Source organism: Crenobacter oryzisoli, from assembly GCF_030385785.1.
GTDB lineage: Bacteria > Pseudomonadota > Gammaproteobacteria > Burkholderiales > Chromobacteriaceae > Crenobacter_A > Crenobacter_A oryzisoli.
In genome coordinates, this window is sequence record NZ_JAUEDK010000069.1 from 1 (window position 1) to 21,194 (window position 21,194).

16 protein-coding genes and 1 pseudogene are annotated in these 21,194 nt (G+C 64.7%); 9 read left to right on the forward strand and 8 right to left on the reverse strand.

The genetic code is table 11. The features are described from left to right. Positions 1 to 1,546 (reverse strand): type VI secretion system Vgr family protein (locus QU481_RS21750; protein ID WP_289832091.1); only part of this gene is annotated, 1,546 nt, incomplete at its 3' end. Positions 1,547 to 1,874: 328 nt separating this feature from the next. Between QU481_RS21750 and QU481_RS21755 the strand changes: the two are divergent. The 5 genes and pseudogenes from QU481_RS21755 to QU481_RS21775 form a co-directional block, all read left to right on the forward strand. Next, positions 1,875 to 2,045, forward strand: a pseudogene (locus QU481_RS21755) (transposase); the annotation flags it as partial. Positions 2,046 to 2,244: 199 nt separating this feature from the next. Beyond that, positions 2,245 to 3,444: an acyl-CoA dehydrogenase family protein gene (locus QU481_RS21760; protein ID WP_289832092.1), complete on the forward strand. Its 1,200-nt coding sequence runs from the start codon at positions 2,245 to 2,247 to the stop codon at positions 3,442 to 3,444. Positions 3,445 to 3,589: 145 nt separating this feature from the next. Further along, complete coding sequence (locus QU481_RS21765) at positions 3,590 to 5,329, forward strand: FAD-dependent oxidoreductase (RefSeq protein WP_289832093.1); 1,740 nt, start codon at positions 3,590 to 3,592, stop codon at positions 5,327 to 5,329. A 22-nt stretch (positions 5,330 to 5,351) separates the two neighbouring features. Further along, positions 5,352 to 6,224, forward strand: coding sequence for an SDR family NAD(P)-dependent oxidoreductase (locus tag QU481_RS21770; protein WP_289832094.1), 873 nt, complete (start codon positions 5,352 to 5,354; stop codon positions 6,222 to 6,224). A 189-nt stretch (positions 6,225 to 6,413) separates the two neighbouring features. Further along, positions 6,414 to 6,968, forward strand: a complete 555-nt coding sequence (locus QU481_RS21775) for an acyltransferase (protein ID WP_289832095.1) — start codon at positions 6,414 to 6,416, stop codon at positions 6,966 to 6,968. Here the strand turns inward: QU481_RS21775 and QU481_RS21780 are convergent. Then, on the reverse strand, positions 6,965 to 7,873 hold the full coding sequence (locus QU481_RS21780) for a LysR family transcriptional regulator (protein WP_289832096.1): 909 nt from the start codon (positions 7,871 to 7,873) through the stop codon (positions 6,965 to 6,967). The two genes, QU481_RS21775 and QU481_RS21780, sit on opposite strands and share 4 nt — an antisense overlap. A gap of 228 nt (positions 7,874 to 8,101) precedes the next feature. On the opposite strand from QU481_RS21780, the gene QU481_RS21785 reads away from it, so the two are divergent. Further along, positions 8,102 to 8,869, forward strand: coding sequence for a hypothetical protein (locus QU481_RS21785; RefSeq protein ID WP_289832097.1), 768 nt, complete (start codon positions 8,102 to 8,104; stop codon positions 8,867 to 8,869). A gap of 118 nt (positions 8,870 to 8,987) precedes the next feature. Here QU481_RS21785 and QU481_RS21790 read toward each other — a convergent pair whose 3' ends face one another. The 3 genes from QU481_RS21790 to QU481_RS21800 form a co-directional block, all read right to left on the reverse strand. Then, positions 8,988 to 9,158, reverse strand: coding sequence for a hypothetical protein (locus tag QU481_RS21790; RefSeq protein ID WP_289832098.1), 171 nt, complete (start codon positions 9,156 to 9,158; stop codon positions 8,988 to 8,990). A 243-nt stretch (positions 9,159 to 9,401) separates the two neighbouring features. After that, positions 9,402 to 11,177, reverse strand: coding sequence for a tetratricopeptide repeat protein (locus QU481_RS21795; protein WP_289832099.1), 1,776 nt, complete (start codon positions 11,175 to 11,177; stop codon positions 9,402 to 9,404). Between the two features lie 354 nt (positions 11,178 to 11,531). Beyond that, positions 11,532 to 12,467: a DMT family transporter gene (locus tag QU481_RS21800; protein WP_289832100.1), complete on the reverse strand. Its 936-nt coding sequence runs from the start codon at positions 12,465 to 12,467 to the stop codon at positions 11,532 to 11,534. A gap of 604 nt (positions 12,468 to 13,071) precedes the next feature. Between QU481_RS21800 and QU481_RS21805 the strand changes: the two genes are divergently transcribed. Then, positions 13,072 to 13,845 carry a glucose 1-dehydrogenase gene (locus QU481_RS21805; RefSeq protein ID WP_289832101.1) on the forward strand — a complete coding sequence of 258 codons (774 nt, stop codon included), beginning with the start codon at positions 13,072 to 13,074 and terminating at the stop codon, positions 13,843 to 13,845. A gap of 3 nt (positions 13,846 to 13,848) precedes the next feature. Next, positions 13,849 to 14,874, forward strand: a complete 1,026-nt coding sequence (locus QU481_RS21810; protein ID WP_289832102.1) for a ferredoxin--NADP reductase — start codon at positions 13,849 to 13,851, stop codon at positions 14,872 to 14,874. A gap of 194 nt (positions 14,875 to 15,068) precedes the next feature. On the opposite strand, the gene QU481_RS21815 is transcribed toward QU481_RS21810, so the two are convergent. Next, positions 15,069 to 18,308: a DEAD/DEAH box helicase gene (locus QU481_RS21815; RefSeq protein ID WP_289832103.1), complete on the reverse strand. Its 3,240-nt coding sequence runs from the start codon at positions 18,306 to 18,308 to the stop codon at positions 15,069 to 15,071. A gap of 101 nt (positions 18,309 to 18,409) precedes the next feature. Here QU481_RS21815 and QU481_RS21820 point away from each other — a divergent pair, with 101 nt between their 5' ends. After that, positions 18,410 to 18,676: an AMP-binding enzyme gene (locus tag QU481_RS21820; RefSeq protein ID WP_289832104.1), complete on the forward strand. Its 267-nt coding sequence runs from the start codon at positions 18,410 to 18,412 to the stop codon at positions 18,674 to 18,676. Between the two features lie 139 nt (positions 18,677 to 18,815). On the opposite strand, the gene QU481_RS21825 is transcribed toward QU481_RS21820, so the two are convergent. After that, a complete protein-coding gene (locus QU481_RS21825; RefSeq protein ID WP_289832105.1) occupies positions 18,816 to 20,849 on the reverse strand; it encodes an acyltransferase family protein in 2,034 nt (677 codons plus the stop codon). Between the two features lie 56 nt (positions 20,850 to 20,905). Further along, the coding region (locus QU481_RS21830) for a transposase (protein ID WP_289828758.1) at positions 20,906 to 21,194 on the reverse strand (289 nt) is incomplete at its 5' end.

Sequence of the window (21,194 nt, forward strand, 5' to 3'; positions counted from 1 at the left end):
GCGGGATGAACTGGTGGCCCCAGCCGGCGCCGGCGCTGGGCATGGCGACGCGCAGCCAGCAGGACGATTTGTCGTCGAGGTTGGCACCAATGGTGGGGTGTTCGTCGGGGCGCTGCCAGTGGAACTGTACCTTGATGCGGCCGTGTTGGTCGGTGTGCACCTCCGCGGCTTGTTCTGATCCGGCATCGCTGCCTCGCGGGCCGACCACGGTGGCGGTCTGTACGCCGCGGCTGGTCGGCTTGGCCTGGGCGGAGTGGGCGTAGGCCGGCGGCAGCGGCAGGCCGCGCCGCTGCGCCTGGAAGCGGGTCTGGAACGGCGTGAGTGGGGCGTCGTTCTGACCTTGCTTGCTTTCCTGAGCAAACAGTCCAGGCGCGACGGCGCGCAGTTGTTGAGTTAAGTCCCGCGGCAGGTTGTTGGTGGCGGTGAAGGTCTGCCGGGTGACCACGAACTCGCGCTGTTCGGCCGGATCGGCGTCGTGGGCCGGGTGGCCGTCGAGGCGGAACCAGGCGCCGGCCAGCAGGCCGCGCACCGAGCCGGCACCATCGAACGACTTGGCCTGGGCATCGTGGGCCTGTTGGCGCAGCTGGGCGTAGCGGCCGAGCTGTTCGGTGTCGCCGGCGTAATAGAGCCCCTGCGGGTCGTAGTCTTCCAGGCTGGCCTGCAGCGCGCTGCCGCCGTCGCCTTGTTCAACGGACGAGGCATCGCCGCTGTGCTGGGTGCTGACCGGCTGGTAGTCGAAACTGGCGAGACTCACCCGTCCCGGCACGATCTGGCGGCTGCCGGCCCAGTCGGTCAGGCCGTCCTCTTCCTCGCTGGCGTCGCTGCGGTGGAAGCGCACCCGTTCCAGCGGCGCCGCCGGCAGCCGGTACGGGTCGTCGCTGACCACCAGGGTGACTTGCGGCATCTTCCCTCGCGACGCTGCGCTACCTCGCTCGGTCACGCCCTCATCACCGTCATGCACGAAGTGCCAGTGGTAGCCCTCTTCGTGCAGCAGCCGGACGATGAAGTCGTAGTCGGATTCGCGGTATTGCAGGCAGTAGCTGCGCACTGGCGCCTCGCCACTGAGCTGGAACTGCCAATGCTGCACCCGGGCGAAACCGGGGTTGGTACCTTGGTGTTCGGCCAGCACCTGCTGGACGATGTCGGGTACCGACAGGTCCTGGAACACCCGGCTGGTACGGCGGTGGCGCAGCAGCGCGATCGGTGGCTCGATGGTCAGGCCGTAGCGGGCGAAGCCGCCATCGCTGCCGAGCGCCTGGGCGGAGGACACCACCCCGCAGCGCGCCACCGCGGCGCCGTCGGCGTCCTGCACCGTCAGCCGGACCGGCTGGCCGAGCAGGTCCTTCAGCGCGAGCTCGGTGTCGGGCGACAGGCAGGTGAGCTGGTAGCGGTAGCTGTCGGACAGCGCTTCCTCGCCGCTGAGGGTCTGCGGCAGCAGGGCGTCGGCCCAGCGGCGGCCGTCGCCGAGTTCGAGGGTGAGCAGGCGGGCGTCCTGGGTGAAGGCGGCGGCGAAACTGGCGAGCAGCGTGGTGAGATCGGCGGTCATGGCAAAGCCGGCAGGGCGGAGCGCCGTGCCGGGCGAAATAATGCTGAAGTCATTATTATGCCATTATCAAGTTTATGACTTAAGCATTATTGACGGCCTGCCCCTTTGACAGTGATGGCCGGGGGGCTGCGCCGATAAGCGAATGCCATGATGATTGGGCGGGGCGGAGATAAAAAAAGGGATGTCCCAATGACGTGTTGGATATCTCGCTCCACTGTCTCCGGCAAACGATACCGTGCTTGGATCGAAGGCTTGGCCATCGTCGAGCCAGCAGTCAGCCCGGCGTAGGCGGGCCAGCGGGGTAACCGTCAGCTCGTTGCAAGGGTGGGCGGCCATAGTCGCTTGCGCAGTGAATCAGGATGGGCGGAGCGAGATGCTGGACCTAGGGATCGGCGAATCCGAAGCCAAGGAATTCTGGATCGATTTCCTGCGTGGTCCGCGTCAGCACTGGCTAATTGGGGTCAAGCTGGTGATCTCCGATGCGCACGAAGGGTTGAAACCGCTATCGCCCAGATAAAACAAAGCCATACCCGGACTGACAAGGTCATCGCCCTCGTCAACATTGGCCGAATAACGCGAAGGCTCCCCACCCGTTTAGTCCCTTCGGACGATGAACCCACCCCCGCATCCATAGAACACTGCCTCCACCGGGAGGCGTCTGCGTCTCCTGCCCCTTCACCCGATTGCAGGAGAGTGCGATGCGCAGCGAACCATCATCCGACCAGACCGTCACCGGCGAGGAACTCGTCGCGCGTGCCCGCGCGCTGATCCCGCAACTGCGCGAGCGCGCGCCGCGTGCTGAACGCGAACGGCGCGTGCCGGCCGAGACTGTCGCCGACATGCAGGACGCCGGCCTGTTCCGCGTGCTGCAACCGAAGCGCTGGGGCGGCTACCAGCTCGACCCGCAGGTGTTCTTCGAGGTGCAGATGGCGCTGGCCGAAGGCTGCATGTCGACCGCGTGGATCTACGGCGTGATCGCGGTGCACAACTGGCAGTTGGCGCTGTTCGACGAGCGCGCGCAGAACGAGGTGTGGGAGAAGGACAGTTCGACGCTGATCTCGTCGTCCTACATGCCCAAGGGCAAGATCGAGCGGGTCGACGGCGGCTTCAAGCTGTCCGGACGCTGGGGCTTCTCCAGTGGCGTCGACCACTGCGACTGGGCCTTCCTCGGCGTGCTGGTGCCGCCGGTGGAGCCGGGTGGCGCGCCGGAATATCGCACCTTCCTGGTGCCGCGCGGCGATTTCCGCACCGACGACGTCTGGCACACCGTCGGCCTGAAGGGCACCGGCAGCCAGGACGTGGTGGTCGAGGGCGCCTTCGTGCCGGACTACCGCACCCACAAGTCGTCGGACGGCTTCGCCGGCACCAGCCCGGGCCTGGCGCTCAACGATGCTCCCCTCTACCAGCTGCCGTTCGGCCAGATCTTCGTGCGCGCGGTATCCACCGCGACCATCGGCGCCTTGCAGGGCGCGCTGACCAGCTTTGTCGAGGCCGGCAAGGGGCGCGTCAGTGTCAACGATGGCTCGCGCACCGCCGAGGACCCGACCGCCCAGCAGCTGGCGGCCGAGACCAGCCTCGCCATCGACGAGATGCGCACCATGCTGCTGCGCAACTTCGCCAGCATGATGGCCTCGCTGCGCGCCGGCGAGCCGTTGAAGCTGCTCGACCGCATCCACTACCGGGTGCAGTCGGCCAGCGTGGTCGACCGCTGTGCGCAGCTGGTCAGCCGGCTGTTCTACTCGTCCGGCGCGCACGGCATCTATCTCGGCAGCCCCTTGTCGCGCTACTTCGTCGACATCCATTGCGCGCGCACCCACGTCGCCAACAACGTCGACAAGTACTCGCGCAACTACGGCGGGGTATTGCTGGGCCGCGACAACACCGACTTCTTCCTGTAAGCGTGAGTCGCCAATAAAACCCTCCTGGCGTTGTTGCGCCGCCTTGCCGTACTAAACGTACTGTCTGCGGCGGCGCGCCTAGCCAGGACCGCTACGCTGGGTTTTCTTGGCGACTCGGGTCCCGAATCTGATGGGTGAACCAGTCATGAGACAAAACAAAGATAGCTACGACGTGGTGGTAGTCGGCTCCGGCGCCGGCGCGCTGGCCAGCGCCATCGCCGCCCACGCGCAGGGCCTGTCGGTGCTGGTAGTCGAGAAGTCCGACCGCTACGGCGGCACCAGCGCGGTATCCGGCGGCGGGGTGTGGATACCGTGCAACCACCAGATCGCCGCGCTCGGCGGCGAGGACAACCGCGCCGATGCGCTGACCTATCTGAAGAGTTCGACGCGCGGCATGGTGGCCGAAGCGAAGCTCGAAGCCTATGTCGACAACGCCGCGTCGATGCTGCGCTGGTTCGAAGAGCACACCCACGTGCGCTTCCGTTCGCTGCCGCTGTACGCCGATTACTACCAGGCATTGCCGGGCTCGCGGCCGGGTTACCGCACCATGGACCCGGAGGCCTTCGACGCAGCCGAGCTGGGCGAAGAGTTCTTCAACATGCGCGAGCCGTCGCCTGGCACCCTGGTCGGCGGGCGCTTGGCGATGACCGCCGCTGACGCGCACCGGATGGTCTCCAAGGAGAAGGGCTGGATGAAGCTGCTCGGCGGCCTGATGGCGCGTTACTGGCTAGACATCGCCTGGCGGCGCCGTACCCGGCGTGATCGGCGCCTGGCACTGGGTAACGCGCTGATCGGCCGGCTGCGCCGCACGATGCTTGATCGCAATATCCCGCTGTGGCTGAACACCGCCCTCGTCGACCTGGTCGAGCGCGACGGCCGGATTAGCGGGCTAGTGATCGAGCATAAGGGGCAACGCCAGACGCTCACGGCACGCCGCGGCGTGATCCTCGGTGCCGGCGGCTTCGAGCGCAACCAGGCGCTGCGCGAGCGTTTTCTGCCCAACCCGACCCAAAGTGGCTGGACCGCCGCGCCGCCGACCAATACCGGCGATGCCTTGCTCGCTGGGCTGAAGCTCGGCGCAGCCACCGACCTGACCGACCACGCCTGGTGGGCGCCGACGATGCACGTGCCGGGCGAGGAGAAGCAGCGCGCACTGTTCATGGAGCGAGCGCTGCCCGGTTGCGTGATGGTCAACGGCCAGGGGCGGCGCTTCGTCAACGAGGCGGCACCTTACACCGACATCGTCTACGCGATGTACGACGACCATGCCCGCACCGGCCGCAGCGTGCCGGCCTGGCTGGTGTTCGACGCGCGTTTCCGTTCGTGCTACCCGATAGGGCCGCTGTTGCCGGGCATGGTGCAGCCGGACTTCCGCGTGCCCGAGCACTGGTGGGGGACGATGATTCATCGCGCGACGACCTTGGACGCGTTGGCTGAACAGATCGGCGTCGATGCGGCTGGCCTCGCCGACACGGTGGCACGGATGAACGGCTACGCCGAGCGCGGCGAGGACCTGGAATTCGGCAAGGGCGGCAACGCCTTCGACCGCTACTACGGCGATCCGGACATTAAACCCAACCCTTGTCTGGCTCCGATCCTAAAAGCACCGTTCTACGCGGTGCGGGTCGACGCCGGAGACATCGGCACCAAGGGCGGCTTGCTGACCGACGAGTATGCCCGGGTGCTGCGCGAGGACGGCTCGGCCATTGTCGGCCTGTACGCGATCGGCAATACCGCCGCCTCGGTGATGGGGCCGACCTATCCGGGCGCCGGCTCCACCTTGGGCCCGGCGATGACCTTCGGCTACATCGCCGCCCATCACCTGGCAGCGCAACAGCAGACCGGGCCGACGCGGGCCGAACAGGCGGCCGAGCACACCTCGTGACCGTAGCGACAAGGAGAGAACGATGAGCGAACAACGAGTAGCGGTGGTCACCGGCGCCAGCCGCGGCGTCGGCAAGGGCATGGCGATCGCGCTGGGCGAGGCCGGCATGACGGTGTACGTGACCGGCCGCTCCAGCGGCGGGCAGGGGGGCGCCAGCCTGTGCGGCGAGGTGCTGCCCGGCACCATCGACGAGACTGCCGAAGCGGTCACCCGCGCCGGCGGGCGCGGCATCCCGGTGCTGTGCGACCACGCTGACGACGAGCAGATCCAGGCGCTGTTCGAGCGGGTGGAACGCGACAACGGCCGGCTCGACATCCTGGTCAACAACGCCACCTTCCTGCACGAGAACCTGATCGACGCCGGTGGCTTCTGGCAGAAGCCGCTCGACATGGTGCGCATCCTCGACGTCGGGCTGCGTTCCGCCTATGTCGCCAGCTATTACGCGGCGCCGCTGATGGTGAGGCAGCAGCGCGGCCTGATTGCCTTCGTGTCGTCGTTTGGCGCCAACTGCTATATGCACGGCCCGGCCTACGGCGCGCAGAAGGCCGGCGTCGACAAGCTGGCCGCCGACATGGCGGTGGACCTGGAGGCGCACGGCGTGGCGGCGGTATCGCTGTGGCTCGGCCCGCAGCTGACCGAGCGCACCCGCGTCGCCGGCCGCCTCCGGGCTGACCAGTACGCCGAGCTGTTGGCGGTGGCCGAGACGCCGCAGTTCAACGGCCGCATCGTCGAAGCGCTGAGCCGCGATCCGCAGCTTGCCAGTCTGTCCGGCAAGGCGCTGATCACCGCCGAGCTGGCCGAGCGTTACGGCATCACCGACAACGGTCGCCTGCCGCCATCGTACCGAGAGCAATTCGGTGCGCCCAAGGAACAGCATCCGGCACGGGTGGTGTAAGAACCTGCCGACAATCTGCTGCGGTCGATCTTTGAGCGGTGATCCTGCGTTGAAATGGCGCTCAACATGCTCATGGACTCCGTGTCCATTCCGCTGTTTCGCGCCATTTCGCCTTGGCTGACCCTTCGTTCGCGAGATCGTAAACAGGTTCTATGAGCCAGGCTCAATGACGGATCAGGAGGAGAGACAATGGCCAAGGTCTATGCACTCGACGGCATCGTGCCGGTGGTCGACCCGAGCGCCTTCGTCCACCCGGACGCAGTGCTGATCGGCGACGTCATCGTCGGGGCGGACTGCTATGTCGGCCCCTGCGCGGTGCTGCGCGGCGACTTCGGCCGTATCCGGCTGGCGGCCGGGGTCAACGTGCAGGACGGCTGCGTGATCCACTCGAACGTCGGAGTCGAGGTGCTGGTCGACGTCGGCGGCCACATCGGCCACGGCGCGGTGATTCACGGCTGCCGCATCGGCCGCAATGCGCTGGTCGGCATGAACGCGGTGGTGATGGACGACGCGGTGGTCGGCGACAACGCCTTCGTCGCCGCCTCGGCTTTCGTGCCGAAGGGCATGCAGGTGCCGGCCGGCGTGCTGGTCGCCGGCGTGCCGGCACGGGTGGTTCGGGGGCTCAGCGATGCCGAGATCGCCGGCAAGGCGGGCGGCACGCGGCTCTATCAGCAACTGGCGCGCCGCTCGCTCGCGACGATGGTGGCGGTGGCGCCGCTGGTGCACGAGGAAGACCGCGGCTAGCCCGCTTCGGCCAAGCTCAGCTCGCGCTCGATGCTCTGCCACAGCCGGGCGACCACCGGGCGCTGGTTGTTCTTTTCCTTGTAGGCGCAGATCGATACCTCGGTATCCCAGCGGCCGTTACCCAGCGCGACCAGGTCCCAGGTGCGGTTCGGCCCGAACGAGCTCTCCGGCAGCCAGGCGACGCCCAGCCCGCCAGCGGCCAGATCCGCCATTGCGTCGGACAGCTCGGTCTCGAAGGCGCGGAAGCCGTGGATCTTCTCCGGCGCGTTCTCGATCACCGTGTCGACCAGCCGCGCGAAATACACCGTCGTCGAATACATCAACAGCGGCACCGGTGCCGCCGCGCTGCCGGGCAGGGCGATGCGGCCGGCTTCCACCTCGCTGCGCGCCGCGTAGGGGCGGATGATCTCGGTGCCGAGCACCAGGCGTTCGTAGCGCTCCGCATCGATCGGCACCGGCTGGGCCGCCTGCTGGAAGCAGATCAGCAGGTCGGCCGAGCCGGCAATCAGCGCCGACACGATGTCGTGGATATTGCCCAGCTCCAGCTTGCAGCCCACGCGCTGGCCGCCGGTCCAGGCCTTCCACCAGCCCGGCAGCCGGGTGGTGGCCAGCGCATAGGGCAGGGCCAGGCGGATCTGGTCGCGGTCCTGCGAGGCGGCGATCTCGGTGCGCGCGGTCGACATCTTGGCAATGATGTCGGCGGCGGTGTCGCGGAACAGCTCGCCGGCCTCGGTCAGCGCAGTGGGGAAGGCGTTGCGGTCGATCAGCCGGGCGCCCAGCCACTGCTCCAGCCCCTGGATGCGCCGGCTAAACGCCGCCTGCGACAGATTGCGCAGCTCGGCCGCGCGGGTGAAATTGCGTACTTCTGCCAGCGTCAGAAAGTCCTGAAGCCATCGAGTGTCCATGTGTTGCTCTGAGAAAAGGGGTCGGTTTGCCGCGTCGATTGGCGATGCATGAAACGCACCATGCCATGCGTTTTGCGCATCGAGCCGGCATGCAAATTTCGCATTGGACTACCTTAGCACCCAGCCAGCAAGATGGGCGAACCGAACGGGCCGCTATGCCGCGCCGCCGTTCTGCCAACGGCCCGGCATCAATGTCCGGGCAGCCTTTTGCTGACAGGATTTTTCATCGTGCTGATCATCGCCTTCAAACTGCTTACCACCCCCTTCATGATCAGCTCGGCCTCCTGGGCCGGGCGGCGCTGGGGGCCGGTGGTGAGCGGGTTGCTGATCGGGCTGCCGCTGACCTCCGGGCCGATCTCGGTGCTGCTCGCCTGCGAATACGGCCCGGCCTTCAGCGCCCATGCGGCGGTGGGCAGCCTGGCCGGCCAGATCTCCAACTGCCTGTTCTGCCTGACCTACACCTGGGCGGCGCGCCGCTGGGGCTGGCTGGCCAGTGTCGCGGTCGGCGTCGCCACCTTCCTGTTGTCCACGCTGGTGCTGAAACAGGTGGCCTGGCAGCTGTGGTCGGCGTTCTTCAGCCTGCTGGCCATGAGCCTGCTGGCTTCCCGGCTGATGCCGCGCCATCCGGCCAGCGGCGAGCGGGTCGTGCCGCCGAAGTGGGACCTGCCGGTGCGCATCCTGATCGCCACCAGCTTCGTGGTGACGCTGACCACAATGGCCGACCGGCTGGGGCCGACGCTCAGCGGCCTGATCGCGCCGTTTCCGGTACTGGGCCTGGTGTTCGCCGCGTTCACCCACTTGCAGCAGGGCGCCCGGATGGCGACCAACCTGCTGCGCGGTTTCGTGATGAGCTCGTTCAGCTTCGCGGTGTTCTTCCTGGTGGCCAGCGCCAGTGTGCTGAGGCTCGGCATCGCGCCGGCCTATCTGCTGGCCGCGACGCTGGCTATAGCGACCAGTGGCACGATGTACTGGCTGAGCGGCCGGCAGGCGCGCTAGGCAGGACGACCTGCAGGCAAAAAAACGGCGAGATCAACTCGCCTGTTGCTGCAAGCCGGCGCCCCGTTGCTGCATGGATGGGCGGTCCGGTGGAGGGAGTGGGAAAAAGCTGTCGACGTCAGGGCTTGGCCCATCTGCCGCCGTGTGGATGGAAGTCCTCGTCGTGGTCGACGAAGAAACGGGGCTTCACTACACGTTTGCTCAGAAACCGGTAAATCATGTAGGCGATGGCGCAAGGTCCCGCGCCATATACCACCATCCCGATCAGAAAATAGGCCACGGTATCCATGATGGTCCTTCGATTTAAATTTCTAGCCGTTGGTAGAAAGGTAAATCAGGCGACTTCCGCCCACGGAAGCGGAGCAGCAGGGTGACGCTTCCGTCCCCTGAAATATGGCAAAGCACTGAGAATATTCAATGACGATTCATCCGGTGGACACATGGGCCGGATGAAGTGGTGAGGCGGGATTGTTTGGTGGGGAAGAAACCCGACGCCGTGGCGCCGGGCGGGAGTGAAGGGTAGATGCGCCGTTCAGCCCGGCTGGCTGCCCAGCCAGTCCTCGGCGTGGCGGCGCAGCGCATCGACGACCGGCGGCCACTGCCTATCGTCGCCCTGGCGGAACAGCGTCATGCTGCCGTACCACGGGCTGGTGTCGCCTGTGAGGCCCCAGCGGAAGTCCGGGTGGGCCGGCAGCAGTAGCCAGCACGGTTTGCCAAGCGCGGCGGCTAGGTGCGCCACCGAGGTATCGACGCTGATCACCGCATCCAGCTGCGCGATCAGCGCGGCGGTGTCGGCCAGACTGTGCAGCAGGGCCGCATGATCGCGGATGCCCTGTGCGGCGATCTCTTCCGGTGTTTCCCGATAGTCCAGTTGCAGCGAATGGAACTCCACATCCAGCGACAGCAGTTCGGCCAGCGCGCCCAGCGGCAGGCTGCGGCGCCGGTCGTTGCTGTGATGGCGCGATCCCGACCACGCCAGGCCGATGCGCGGCTTGCTGCGCGGGCCGAGGTGCTCGGCCCACTGCTGCTGCCGTTCTGCATCGACACTCAGATAGCCCTGCGCCGCAGGGATGCTGTCCAGCGTGGTGGCCAGCCACAGCGGCAGCGACATCAATGGGCAATGCAGGTCGAACGGCGGCAGCGCTTCGGCGTCGGTGACGATCTCGACCGACGTGCCGAGCGAGGCAGCCAGCGCCGCCACGGCGGGCGTCACCAGCAGCACCAGTCGCGCGCCACGGTCGGCCAAGATCGGCAGATAGCGCAGCATCTGGAGGGTGTCGCCCAGCCCCTGCTCCTGGTGCAGCAGCAGGGTCTTGCCGGCCAGATCCTCGCCCTGCCATTCGGGCTGGGAGAATTCGCGCAACGCGCAGCTGCGCCGCGTCGCCGGGTCGAGGCGGCGCGCCTCGTAATGGCGCCAGCCGGCCACGTAGTCGCCCTGGCGCAGCAACAGCAGTGCCAAGTTGAACTGCGCCAGCGCGAAATCGGGCTGGATCGCCAGTGCCTGTTCCAGCAGCGCCCGTGCCTCGTCGTATCGTCCCAGCGCCGCCATCATGTGGGACTTGGCGTTCAGCCCCTGCGCATGACGAGGCTGGGCCTGCAGCAGCAGGTCGAAACACTGCCGCGCCTCGTCGTAGTGTTCGCACTCGGCCAGTGCGTTGCCCAGGTGGGCCAGCACGTCGGGTTGGCTCGGGTTCAGCTGCAGCGCAGTTCGGTAGGCGGCGATGGCCTCTTCGTGGCGGGACAGGCCGCTCAGCGCATTGCCCAGGCTGTCGTGGAACTCGGGCCGATCCGCCTGCAGCACCACCGCCTGCCGCAACAGCGGGAACGCCTCGGCAAAGGCGCCGTCGCGCGCCAACAGCTCACCCAGGTTGGCCAGCGCGTCGGCGTAATGCGGATTGAGTCGTACCGCGGTGGCAAAGTCGTCGCGCGCCGCCTGCATCTGATTGAGGGCAAGCCGCACATTGCCGCGGTTGTAGTAGGCCTCCGCCAGGTTGGGGTGTAGTGCGATGGCGCGGTCCAGATCGGCCAGCGCCTCGTCCAGCCGGCCCCGGTTCTTCAGCATGATGCCCCGGTTCACATAGGCCTCGGCCATGCGCGGCTCCAGTGCGATGGCCTGGCCAAAGTGGCGCAGCGCCCCGTCGTCCTGGGCCAGTTTCACCAGCGCCAGCCCCATCAGCAGGTGCAGCTGCGGGCTGTCGGGATAGGCCTTCAGCACCGGCTGCAGGGTGGCGCGCGCCTGGGCGGGCTGCCCGGCGCCGAGCTGCTGTATGGCACGGTTGAGTTTGGTGTGCGCGAGTTGTTCGTTCATGTTGAGTGATCCTGACGGGGCTAAGGGCCTGTTCAACGACTTTTTAGAACCTGTTCACGATCTCGCGAACGAAGGGTCAGCCAAGGCGAAATGACGCGAAACAGCGGAATGTACATGGAGTACATGAGCATGTTGAGCGTCATTTCAACGCAGGATCACCCAAGGCCTAGGAGATAGAACGCAGCAGATCGAGAACAGGTTCTTACGGACTACGCTGGCCCGGCAAACGGCCAGCTAGCGCGGCAGTGTAGCGAGCCTGGCGCAGGCAGGGCAAACCCCGTCGACACGCCGTCGGCAAAGGCAGAACGAAATCGCCGGTCCGTGGGGTTGTGCTCCCTGGCCGATGCCCACCGGCTACCGTTGCGCCGCCAACGTCCCTGTTAGTTGTTTCAGCAAGCCGTAACCGCTGACCAGTACGATGCCGGCCAGTACCAGCAGCGCGCCGGTGAGGAAACTGGGGTCGATCGGCTCGTTCAACAGCCAGGCGCCTAGAACGATGCCGAACAACGGGGTCATGAACGAGAACACCCCCAAGCGCGAAGCCAGGTAGTGCCGAAGCAGCCAGAACCACGCCAGGAAGCTGGCAAACGAAACGATCACCGATTGAAACGCCAGGCTGGCCCAGGCAAGCGGCGTCGGGTGGAACGTGGTTTGCCCCAACACCGCAGCGCCCGCCAGCAGGAGCACAAAGGCGGCCACCAACTGGTAAAGCAGGGTCTGTGCGGCCGGCAGGCCAGACAGGCGGGTGGTGCGTATCACCACCGTGGTCGCCCCCCAGGCTGCGCCCGCTGCCAATGCGAGCAAGTCCCCCAGGAGCGTGCTGGACAGCCCGCCCGTCGCGCCTTGGTGGCTGCGGCCGAGGAAGGCCGCGGCGATGCCGCCGAAGGCCAGTGCGATGCCCACCCATTGCAGCGGCGCAAGCCGTTCCGACGGCAGCTTCCAATGCAGGCCGAGGGCCGCAAAGATCGGCGCGGTATAGAGAAACACCACCGTGTGCGATGCGGAAGTGAAACGCAGCCCCTGTCCCACGAGCAGGTATTCCAGCGCGAACAGACAGCCCACGACCAGCCCCGGCCGCCAGGCACCGTCGCTAAAGGGCATGGGCTCGCCGCGCGCCCTCATGAACAGGCCCACCAGGGCCGCGCCGATACCCGAGCGCAGCGCGATTTGCAGGATGGGAGAGATGTCCGCAGCCGTCGCCTTGAGCGCGATTTGCTGCATGCTCCAGATCAGGCAGAGCACCAGCATGAGACCGATGGCCTGCGTGTCGAGTGGTTGTCGTGAATCCACGTGGGCTTCCCGGGTCGGTGATTGTGGTAGTGGAGATTGTATTTTTGGCTGCTGCGCGACACATAGTGAGAACACGACAACGTATAGTGCCAATCCGTCAAAAGGGATGTGTGAACACGCGGGCCAAGCCGTTGCGCATCTCTCCATCAGCGAGGCGCTGCCGAGCCCGATCACCTTTCGCAGCGCCTGCATGAATCCGGACAGAAGAGCGGCCCCTTGAACGCTACGATTGCACAAGCCATTGGGCGTTGGTGGGGCGGGGGGAATCGAACCCTCGTCCATGAACTCGAACCCCACCACCACCTCACGAACACTCACCCTAGTCCCCTCGGACGATGTAGCTCCATCCCCCACCCGCGAAGATGTCCGCAACCCTACTGACAGGTTGCGACGATGACAGCGGATACCCACCACAGCGAACAACACTGGTAGGCCAGCTGCGACGTGCTGGTGATCGGCATCGCCTCCTGCCGTTACGTCAGCGGGCTGTCGCTCGCCGACTGTCTCTGGTCGGGACGGCACGCCGGCCGCCACGCGGCCACACCCCACACCGGCCGGCAGCGTGCGGCCAACCCCCAGCCCATCGACAACGAGGAGACGACAAATGACACAACAAGCTAATGGCCGGGTGGCCGGCAAGGTGGCGCTGATCACCGGCGGCGCCAGCGGCGTGGGCCGCGAGGACGCGCTGCTGTTGGCGCGCGAGGGTGCGCGGGTGGTGATCACCGACGTCAACACCGACGCCGGCCAGGCGCTGGCGAGCGAGATCGGCGATGCGGCGCTGTTCGTGCGCCACGATATCGCCAGCGAGGCCGACTGGCAGCGTGCGATGGAGCTGACGCTGTCGCGCTTCGGCCGGCTCGACGTGCTGGTCAACAACGCCGCCATCCTGCAGCTGGGCTCGATCGAGGACACCACGCTGGATCAATGGCGCCGCCTGCTCGACATCAACGCCGCCGGCTATTTCCTGGGCTGCCAGTCGGCGGTGAAGGCGATGAAGGGCACGGGTGGCGGCTCCATCGTCAATATGTCGTCGCTCGCCGGCATCGGCGGCATGTCGATGTTCTGCGCGTACTCGGCCAGCAAGGGCGCGGTGGCCGCGCTCACCCGCAGCGTCGCCGCCTACTGCAAGCGCCAGAAGTACCACATCCGCTGCAACTCCATCCACCCGGACGGCATCAAGACGCCGATGGTGGCGGCGCTGGCCGCGCAGGCTGACCCGAGCCAGATGAGCGACAGTGGCGCTGACCCGCTGGCGCGCATGTGCGAGCCGGTGGACGTCGCCAACGTGGTGCTGTTCCTCGCCTCGGACGAGTCGCGCTGGGTGAACGGGCTGGAGCTGCGCGTCGACAACGGCTTCTTGATGACCGCGGACTGAGCCATGGACTACGCCCGCAATCCCGCCCCGGGCTTCTACCGGCTGCGCGTCGCCGAGGTGCGCACCGAAACGCCCGAGGCCAAGTCCTTCGTGTTCGAGGTGCCGGCCGACTTGGCCGAACGCTTCCGCGCCAAGCCCGGGCAGTTCCTCACCTTCCGCCTGCCGGTGGCGGGCGAGACGCTGGTGCGCTGCTACTCGCTGGCGAGCAGCCCGGCGTTGGCCGAACCGCCCAAGGTGACGGTGAAACGGGTCCGCGACGGCCGCGCGTCGAACTGGCTGTGCGACCACGTCGCCGCCGGCGACTGGCTGGAGGTGGCTCAGCCTGCCGGCCTGTTCGTTCCGGCCAGTCTCGACGCCGACCTGCTGCTGTTCGCCGGCGGCAGCGGCATCACCCCGGTGATCGCCATTGCCAAGTCGGCGCTGGCGGTGGGGCGCGGGCAGGTGACGCTGCTCTACGCCAACCGCGACGAGCGCTCGGTGATCTTCGCCGCCGAACTGGCGGAACTGGCACGCCTGCATCCACAGCGCTTCCGCGTCATCCACTGGCTCGATGGGGTGCAGGGCATCACGTCGGCCGAGCAGCTGGCCAGCCTCGTCGCGCCGTGGCGCGATGCCGACGCCTTCATCTGCGGCCCGGCGCCGTTCATGGCGGCTGCCGAGGCGGCGCTGGCGCAGTTGGCCGTGCCGGCCGAGCGGGTGCACCTGGAGCGCTTCGTGGCCGGCAACGCGCCGCTGCCGGTCGACAGCAGTGCCACCGCCGCGCAGGTGGAGGTGTCGCTCGACGACGAGGTGTACGCCTTCGACTGGCAGCCGGGCGAAGTGCTGCTCGACGCGATGGCCCGCGCCGGCATGAAGCCGCCGTCGTCCTGCCGAGCCGGCGCCTGCGGTGCCTGTATGTGCAAGGTCGAAGCCGGTGAGGTGACGCTGCTCGGCAACCAGATCCTCGACGCGGCCGAGCTGGCCGAAGGCTGGATTCTGGCCTGCCAGGCGCGGCCGGTGTCCGCCACGCTGCGCGTCGCCTTCCCTTGAGCCGCTAACAAACCCCCTTGGCGTTGTTGTGCTGCCTTGCCGTATGTTTGCGGCAGCACGCCTAGCAAGGCCGCTACGCTGGGTTTTAGCTTCGCAGCAACTTCGTTGTGTTAGCGACTCTTGAATGTATCGTCGCACGGTGAAACGGCGCGCATCGCACCGGTTGCCAAGTCAGTGCCGAGAGCGGAGTGCATTCAGGAATCCAGCGGGGCAAATAGCTCGCTCAGGTCGTCAGGAGCGAGCAGCGCGGCGATGTCGCCGGTTTCGCCGTACACGCCGGCCGCCAGTGCCTGCTTGCGGTCTTTGAGCGCCTGCATTTTTTCTTCCACCGTGCCCTGACACAGCAGCCGGTACACGAACACCGGCTTGTCCTGACCGATGCGGTAGGCGCGGTCGGTGGCCTGCTCCTCCACCGCCGGATTCCACCACGGGTCATAATGGATCACGGTGTCGGCGGCGGTTAGGTTCAGGCCGACGCCGCCCGCCTTCAGGCTGATCAGGAACACCGGCACCTCGCCGGCCTGGAAGCGCGCCACCGGCGTGGCGCGGTCGCGCGTCTGGCCGGTGAGCTTGACGTAGTCGATGCCGCGCGCGTTTAGTTCGTCCTCGATCAGGCCGAGCATGCGCGTGAACGACGAGAACAGCAGGATGCGGCGGCCTTCCTCCACCAGCTCCGGCAGCAACTGCATCAGCAGTTCCAGCTTGGCCGAGTGCTTGACCTTGGCCGCCTGCTCCAGCTTGACCAGGCGCGGGTCGCAACACGCTTCGCGCAGTTTGAGCAGCGCGTCCAGAATCACGATCTGGCTGCGCTTGAAGCCCTTGGCCGCCACTTCGCGCCGCACCTTCTCATGCAATGCCAGACGCACCGTTTCGTACAGGTCGCGCTGCGCCCCGGACAACTCGGCCGCGCGCACGATCTCGGTCTTGGGCGGCAGCTCGGTCGCCACCTCGTTCTTGCTCCTGCGCAGCAGGAACGGCGCCACACGCCGCGCCAACGACCGGCGGCGCTCGTTGTCCCCCTGTTTTTCGATCGGGGTGCGAAACACGCGCTTGAATTGCGTCTCGCTGCCGAGAAAGCCCGGCATCAGGAAGTCGAATAACGCCCACAGCTCGCCCAGATGGTTTTCCATCGGCGTGCCGGTCAGGCACAGCCGGTGCCGGGCATCCAGTTCGCGCACGATCTGCGCCGCTTGCGCCTTGGGATTCTTGATCGCCTGCGCCTCGTCGAGGATCAACACGTGCCAGCGTTGGGCGCGCAATGTCTCCTGGTCGCGCGCCAGTAGCGGGTAAGTGGTCAGCACCACGTCTGCCGCGCCGAGCTGCTCGAAGTGCCGGTGCCGTTGCGGGCCGTGCAGCAGCAGCACAGTCAAATCCGGCGCGAACTGCGCGGCTTCGCGCTGCCAGTTGAACATCAGGCTGGTCGGGGCGATCACCAGGCAGGGGGCATCGAGCCGGCCGGCGACCTTTTCGCTGACGATATGCGCCAGCGCCTGCACCGTCTTGCCCAGGCCCATGTCGTCGGCCAGCACGCCGTTGAGGCCGTATTCGCGCAAAAACTGCAGCCAGCCCAGGCCCTGCTGCTGGTAGCCACGCAGCGTAGCGCGAAAGCCTTGCGGCGCCGCCAGCGGCTGGATGCCCTGAAAGTCTTTCAGCTTGGCCGCCAGTGCGCGCAAACGCTCGCCGCCGGCCCAGGGCAGCTCGCCCAGCTCGCCGAGCCGCGCGGCATGGCTGGCGGGCAGTTGCAGCGGCCCGTCCAGCGGCGCGTCGCGTTCGAACAGCTCGGTCAGGGTGGCGAGGATAGGGCGCAGCCGTTCGCCGGGCAGTGTCAGGTAACGGCCGGGGCCGGCCGGCAGCAGCAGTTGCGCCTGGCCCGCCAACGCCTCCAGCCGGTAATCGGCCGGCGCCTGGCGGATCGCGTCGACCAACAGCGGCAGCAGGCTGAGCTTCTCGCCGTCGACCACCACCCCCAGTTCCAGGCTGAACCAGTCGTTGCCGCTCTCCTCGAGCTCGCCCCACCAGTCGTCGGCCGACAGCACCTCGAGCTCGGCCTCCGGTGCGATTTCGACGTGCCAGCCGGCTGCGCGCAGCGCTGGCACTGCTTCGGACAAGAAGCGCACCCACGCCATGTCGCTCGGCTGGGCGCGGTCGCCCGGCTGCAGCGCCGGCCATAACGCAGGCGGGTAGCAGTCGCGTGCCGGCGGCGCGGCGAGGGCAGAGAGCCAACCCGCTTCGGCGGCCAGATCGCGCCACACCTGCACGGCTTGACCATCCTGACGCACCGTGACGCAAGCCTCGTCGCCCGCGCCAACGTGCACGCCGTCGTAGTCGAACCCGGGCTGGATCACGCGCTGCGGCGCGTCTGCCGAGCCCACGAACCGCACGCGCAACACGGGCGAGGGCGCCACGTCGCTGACGACGCGCAGCGGCCGCTCGCCCGGCAACGGCAGGCTCAGCCGGTTCCACTGTTGCGGCTCACGCTCGGCCAGTTGCTGCCACACCTGTGTCGGCATGGCCGAAGCGTGCAGCAAATGCGCCAGCAGCGGGGCTGGCCACGGGCTGTTGGCGCGGCCGGCGATGGCCGTGTTCGGCCCTTGGTAATCCAGATAACAGGGCGGCTGGTAGGGCAGCACGCAGGAGGTCGCGGTATCCAGCTCTCCGGCGATCGGTTGCGGCCAGGTGGCGCCGTCCTCGTGGCTATGCCACGCCATCGTCAGCGGCAGCGGTTCGCCCCAGCGCAGTAACAGGCCGTCGAACTTCTCCAGATAACAGCGCCCGCTTTCAGCCAGCAGTTGCAACAGCAGCGCGCCGGTCTCGTCGGACAGCTCGATAGGGTCGTCGCGGTAATACGAGGCACGCCAAGCCAGCTGGCCGATCTGGTGGTCGATCGGCTGCAGGTAGGCGGGGGCCTTGCGCCAGCGGTCGGGCGCGAAGTAGTCGTAGCGTCGCGGTGCCGACCACTTGCCGTTTTTCAGGCGGTGGAACAGCTTGGCCGACAGGGTGAGCCGTACCGGGTCGGCCCACTCCGTGGTCGACAGCAGATAACGTACATGCTCTTCCGGCTTGCCCTCTGCGGCTGGCGCTCCCGGCGTCTCGGCCAGCCAGCGCAGGGCGAAGCTCAACTCGTCGCGCGCGGCGACAGGCTGGATGGCGTTACCGCCCAGCGTTGTGCCCATCGCCTGTTCCGCCAGGATCGTCAGCACTGCCGCGACGTGCTTGCAGCCGCCGCCGATCGGGCAGCTGCAGTCGTCGTCAATTTTGCCGTCCGGCTCGAAGAACAGCGTCACCAGGTAGGGGCGGAGTTCGCTGCCTTGCACCTCGGCGCGGCAGCCGGTTTCGTCGAGCACGACGATGTTAACGCGCCCTTCGCGGGAGTAGCGCACGCCGCGCTCGACGTAGTGGGAAGGCAGCTGCTTCAGGGCTTGCAGGAACGACAAAGCATGCATCGGAGGTGGGGCGCGAAGGCGGGAGGCTGGGGCAAAAATTATAACCTGCGCCGCTGGGACACTCTATCTCACCACCGCCACCCACTGCGGCCATGCGCTGCCCGGCCGTCGCGCAGGCGGCGGTGATCGGCATGCCCGACGAGCGCCTGGGCGAGGTGGGCTGGGCCTATGTGGTGGCGAAGCAGGGAGGCGAGCTGACCGAGGGCGGGCTGATCGCCTGGTGCCGCGAGCAGATGGCCAACTACAAGGTGCCGCGCAGGGTACTGCTGGTCGACGCGCTGCCGACCAATGCGTCGGGGAAGGTGGTGAAGTATCAGTTGCGGGAGCGGGCGGGGGAGGTGGTGGGGACTATGACGTAGGCTGGTGGCGGCTCTGAGGGGCGAGTCCAGGGCATTGCCTCCGCCCTGTCCCGGGTTGTAAGACTATTTCGGAGTGGCGCCACTATTGCTGAATAGGTTAATGGCCCCGCGAGTGGCGGGGCCTTGGCTTAATTGTGAATTACAGTTTTTGGCCTATGTGCTCATTATGTCTGGCAGGGAACAGCTTATCGAGCTCTCCTGGATTACGACGCATATATTCGTCAAAGAAAATCTTGCTGGCCGAAACGCCTAAGTGCCCTATGTCATCATAACGGTAGGCCGGAACTTGACCAAACGATGTGCGGCAGATGCCATTCGAGCACAAAACATTGAATGTATTAATAATGCTCACTTTTGGATTGGTCTTTTTTATTCGGCCAAACATGTCTTGTACGGATAGGTAGTTTCCATCTGCCAGTTTTTCTGGATATGAGCAGTTTTGTTGTTTAACTGGAAGAAATAGTTCATTGTATGCTTGGCAGTTGACCATTGATTTCGGAATGGTTGGGATATCGTCCAAGATGACTACTTGTTTTCCGGCGCTCTCTAGCTGCTGTATCGTGGTTTGAAGTTCTTTCTCGAATTCGCCGGGGTGAAACCCGATACCGTAGGTTGCATTTTGATCTGTTCCGCTGTTCTGGTAGCTATGCCATACAGCCGACATGAATACGTAACGGATGGCTGGTTCTTTTAAGATGTACTCCATTGCGTTTTTATCGTGTATTTTGCATCTGCTATTGTTGTCTTTGTAATGCGAGTCGTTTGAAGTGGCCGACATATTGGCAATGGGAGGGCATTCGCTATACGCAATATCGTGAATGGTTAGCTGCTTTTCTTTGCCTATGTTATCTATAAAGTTGACGAAATGATAGGCATGAGAATCCCCCCAGAGCACTGAATTGGGAGTGGCATCTTCGTGTCCAAGTCGGCACTGCTGGCTATTGGAGATGCCGATTTTCTGCCAGCAATACTTCTCGCGAGGCGCTTCCCATAGATCGCCTGCATCTTTATAGTAACTGACGACTTTCTCCGGGTAGAGGAAGAGGAATCGGTCAGTGTTTTTACCAATTATTATTAATGCGCCACTTAGCAATATGGGTGATAGCATAAGGCGCAGTAGCGCCTTTTTGTTTGGCGTGGCTGAATATCGAAAGGGCTTTTCTATAAGGTGATGTGTCAGTATTGCAAGCCCTGTACTGATTAATATGGCAACGCTATGCCCATAGATGCTGTCATAGCCGAATCTATTGAACGCGAAAATTACCGGCCAATGCCATAAATATAAACAATAAGAAATTTTTCCAGCATAAACAAGAGGCTTGTTATCCAAAAATATTCTGAAAAAGGCGGTGCGATTCCCGGCGAAAATGAGTATTAATGCTGCGCCACAAGGAATTAAAGCATGCCAACCTGGGAATGGTGTTTTTTCACTGTATGTGTAAGTGATTGTTCCTAATGCTATCAGACCAACCAGGAGAAGAATGTCGAATGGCCATTTTCTTGCTGCTTTGGCTTGGCCTAGGCAGAGTGCCAGAATTACGCCGAGCAGAAACTCGAATGCACGATTCTGAAAAAGGTAATAGGCGGCTTCATTGCCATGGCTGGTATTTGTCTCTGAGACGTAAAGAGAGGCCAGAGACAATATGCCAAAGGCGACGATAGTGAAGCGGCGTCCTCGTGGCAGAAGGGCGATAAGCGCGGCGGGTAGTATTAAGTAAAATTGCTCTTCGACAGACAGGGACCAAGTATGTAGCAACGGCAAATCGGTCGCTTGAGGCGCAAAGTAGCCTGTTTGGTGTGAGAGATATATATTAGAAGAGAAAATAGAGATATAACCAATGTTCTTCGCTACCTCGATGAGATTCTGAGGCAGTAGGAATAGCGATGAAAAAAGGAAAGTCGTGATGCAAACCAGGTATAGCGACGGCAGTAGCCTTTTTGCTCTCTTGGCGTAGAAGTCGACAAGTGACAGCTTGTTTTGTTCGATATTGGGGATTATGGTTGTGCTGACAATAAATCCTGATATTACAAAGAAAATGTCTACGCCAATAAATCCACCTTTGAATTGAGTGAATCCTGCATGGCACAGAACAACTAGCAAAACAGCGATGCCACGTAGTCCATCAATGTCGGGGCGGTAAAACCCCTTTTCTAGGGTACTGCGATGCGACATGATAAAATGTTAAAGATTGAAAATGGTTCATTTTACTAAGCTTTGCAAAAGTATTGTCACTGGCAGGCATATTGGCACTCAGGCTGGCGGAAGAACGATTTCACCAGCCCGGGTAGCTTTTGGATTCGACGCAAGGCGCCGATTGCTAGCCGCTTCATTTCCTCATGGTTTTGCACCAGACGCTTTGATACCTGGCGCTTCACGTGCGCCCAGACCTGCTCGTCCGGATTCAGTTGCGGCGAGTAAGGCGGCAAGTAGAACAGGTTGAGCTTGCCTTCCAAGCTCTCCACATAGTCCCTGACCAGCTTCGCCTTGTGGATCGGATGGCCATCGACGATCACAAAC

Excerpts from the sequence above, each read along its gene's own strand:
- QU481_RS21780 (WP_289832096.1), bottom strand. The coding sequence starts at position 7,873 with ATGGACACTCGATGGCTTCAGGACTTTCTGACGCTGGCAGAAGTACGC.
- QU481_RS21810 (WP_289832102.1), top strand. The coding sequence starts at position 13,849 with ATGGACTACGCCCGCAATCCCGCCCCGGGCTTCTACCGGCTGCGCGTC.
- QU481_RS21820 (WP_289832104.1), top strand. The coding sequence starts at position 18,410 with ATGCGCTGCCCGGCCGTCGCGCAGGCGGCGGTGATCGGCATGCCCGAC.
- QU481_RS21770 (WP_289832094.1), top strand. The coding sequence starts at position 5,352 with ATGAGCGAACAACGAGTAGCGGTGGTCACCGGCGCCAGCCGCGGCGTC.
- QU481_RS21760 (WP_289832092.1), top strand. The coding sequence starts at position 2,245 with ATGCGCAGCGAACCATCATCCGACCAGACCGTCACCGGCGAGGAACTC.
- QU481_RS21790 (WP_289832098.1), bottom strand. The coding sequence starts at position 9,158 with ATGGATACCGTGGCCTATTTTCTGATCGGGATGGTGGTATATGGCGCG.
- QU481_RS21765 (WP_289832093.1), top strand. The coding sequence starts at position 3,590 with ATGAGACAAAACAAAGATAGCTACGACGTGGTGGTAGTCGGCTCCGGC.
- QU481_RS21775 (WP_289832095.1), top strand. The coding sequence starts at position 6,414 with ATGGCCAAGGTCTATGCACTCGACGGCATCGTGCCGGTGGTCGACCCG.
- QU481_RS21795 (WP_289832099.1), bottom strand. The coding sequence starts at position 11,177 with ATGAACGAACAACTCGCGCACACCAAACTCAACCGTGCCATACAGCAG.
- QU481_RS21805 (WP_289832101.1), top strand. The coding sequence starts at position 13,072 with ATGACACAACAAGCTAATGGCCGGGTGGCCGGCAAGGTGGCGCTGATC.
- QU481_RS21825 (WP_289832105.1), bottom strand. The coding sequence starts at position 20,849 with ATGTCGCATCGCAGTACCCTAGAAAAGGGGTTTTACCGCCCCGACATT.